The organism is Gluconobacter sp. P1C6_b, from assembly GCF_018811945.1.
Lineage (GTDB): Bacteria > Pseudomonadota > Alphaproteobacteria > Acetobacterales > Acetobacteraceae > Gluconobacter.
Genome location: NZ_JACRVU010000063.1, coordinates 1 through 1,038, shown reverse-complemented (window position 1 = coordinate 1,038; position 1,038 = coordinate 1). Strand labels below are relative to the sequence as shown.

General features: G+C 58.0%; 2 protein-coding genes and 1 pseudogene. All 3 read right to left on the bottom strand.

The window, feature by feature from the left end; translation table 11 throughout:
* Positions 1 to 267 (bottom strand): annotated as a pseudogene (locus KP701_RS16125) (zinc ribbon domain-containing protein); the annotation flags it as partial.
* A 3-nt stretch (positions 268 to 270) separates the two neighbouring features.
* On the bottom strand, positions 271 to 687 hold the full coding sequence (locus tag KP701_RS16625; RefSeq protein ID WP_215747911.1) for a hypothetical protein: 417 nt from the start codon (positions 685 to 687) through the stop codon (positions 271 to 273).
* Between the two features lie 102 nt (positions 688 to 789).
* Complete coding sequence (locus KP701_RS16115; protein WP_215747491.1) at positions 790 to 975, bottom strand: transposase; 186 nt, start codon at positions 973 to 975, stop codon at positions 790 to 792.
* Positions 976 to 1,038 lie beyond the last annotated feature (63 nt).

Here is a 1,038-nt window from a genome sequence, read left to right as displayed (position 1 = left end):
GAGATCCATCAGGCGCTGGATGTCGCGCTCGACCCGCTTCAGTTCTGTTTTCGCTGCGTCGATGTCGGCCGACGCTTCCATGCGCAGCCGGTTCATCTCGTTGGTGAAGGCCGTGCAGAACTCGGCGAACAGGGCCGGATCCATGAGATGATGACGCAGGGCGTCGAGCACGCGCCGCTCCAGCTCGTCGCGACGCATATTGGTCCGGTTGTCGCAGGTGCCCTTGTTGCGCGCTGTCGAGCAGCCGAGATGATGTTTCGAGATCATCCATCAACGCGTGCTGTGTACATCTGAAGCAGCCAGCCAGGCTGCAACCCCCCCCTCGGCGGCCGGTGATCCGGGATCGATTTCACCGCTCGTTAAAATCCGGCTGTTAAGACGGCGGACCGTGCTTAACCAGAGGCCACCGTTCCCCAGAGTTGTCTCACATCGGGTTGGCGACGTAGATTTTGTTTTCTGGGCTGACGAGGTGGACGCGGGTATCCGTGCAGACGGCGCGATAAAACCCATATGCGACGCAGGAAACAGCTGCGCCATCTGGTACAGAACTGACCAGTAAAGTTCGAAATCGTTCGGTGCCATCTCGGCCTTCCGTCGCATTTCGGCGCGCAGCTTTGGCCAGTCCGTGCCAGAGAAATGCGGATCGTAGTAATGTGCGTCGATCAGAGACGCAGCGGCATCAAAAATCGCAAGATTGCGCGGGGCCCTTCAGGTGCTGGAAAATTTCTGCCTGTCGTGCTGCCTCCTGGTTACGGGGCTCAACAACAGCGAAGAAGTAAATCAGCAGACCTAGGTCACGTTGACAAAAGAGTTGATCCAGAGCCTTGCTGCGGCGATATTGAGGAAACTCATGAAGGACAGGGCGGTCTTGTCGTAGCGGGTCGCGCTGCGGCGCATCTGCTTGAGGTGGTTGAACATCCGCTCGATGCGGTTGCGGTCCCTGTAACGTCGCCAGTCTGTTTTTTTGTGGAACACTGCGGTCTTTTCGTGAGGGCATAACCGGCAGGATCCCGTGGATCAGCAGGTTCTGGCGGAAAT